The following is a 553-nucleotide window of genomic DNA, read 5'->3' on the forward strand; positions in this document are numbered from 1 at the left end:
CTTTGTATTTTACGCCTTTAAGGTCTTTGAAAATACTTTCAGATTTGGCGAATAACTTTTTGGCTTCGTCTTTATCCATACCTAGATCGTCATATTTAATTGTGTTGATTGTAGACTGTTTTAAAACTTTATCATCTTTATATGTGATAGAAGTTAGTACATGTTTACCACTAACATCACCTTCATATGTTTTGGTTTGTTCTTTACCACAAGCTGATAATGCAATGATACAAACTAATGCTACTACAATTAATGAACATAATTTTTTCAAAGTCAGTCGCCTTCTTTCGATATTTGTATTATAAAGAAATTATAACATTTACTAAAAAATGATGTTATTCAAAAATTTAAATTTTGTCACTTTTTTTGAAGATATGAGTTTTTTTAAGCGGATTCCTCACAAAATTTTAAAAATATTTAAGCCTGAAAATGATAAAGCGGTAGGGAACGTAGTGTGTTCCACTGCTGATTTCTTTTTGAGCATTATAGACGGTATGTTGGAAGAAAAGAACAAAAGCTTGTGTACGATAGCATATAGGTATTAAGAATACGA

At 29.3% G+C, this 553-nt stretch carries 1 protein-coding gene; it reads right to left on the bottom strand.

Features of this window, described 5'->3' with window-relative positions:
* Positions 1–271: DUF1307 domain-containing protein (locus IDG60_RS00870; RefSeq protein ID WP_206160380.1), on the bottom strand; the 271-nt coding region annotated here is incomplete at its 3' end.
* Between the last annotated feature and the right edge of the window lie 282 nt (positions 272–553).

Source organism: Staphylococcus sp. EG-SA-2, assembly GCF_017152085.1.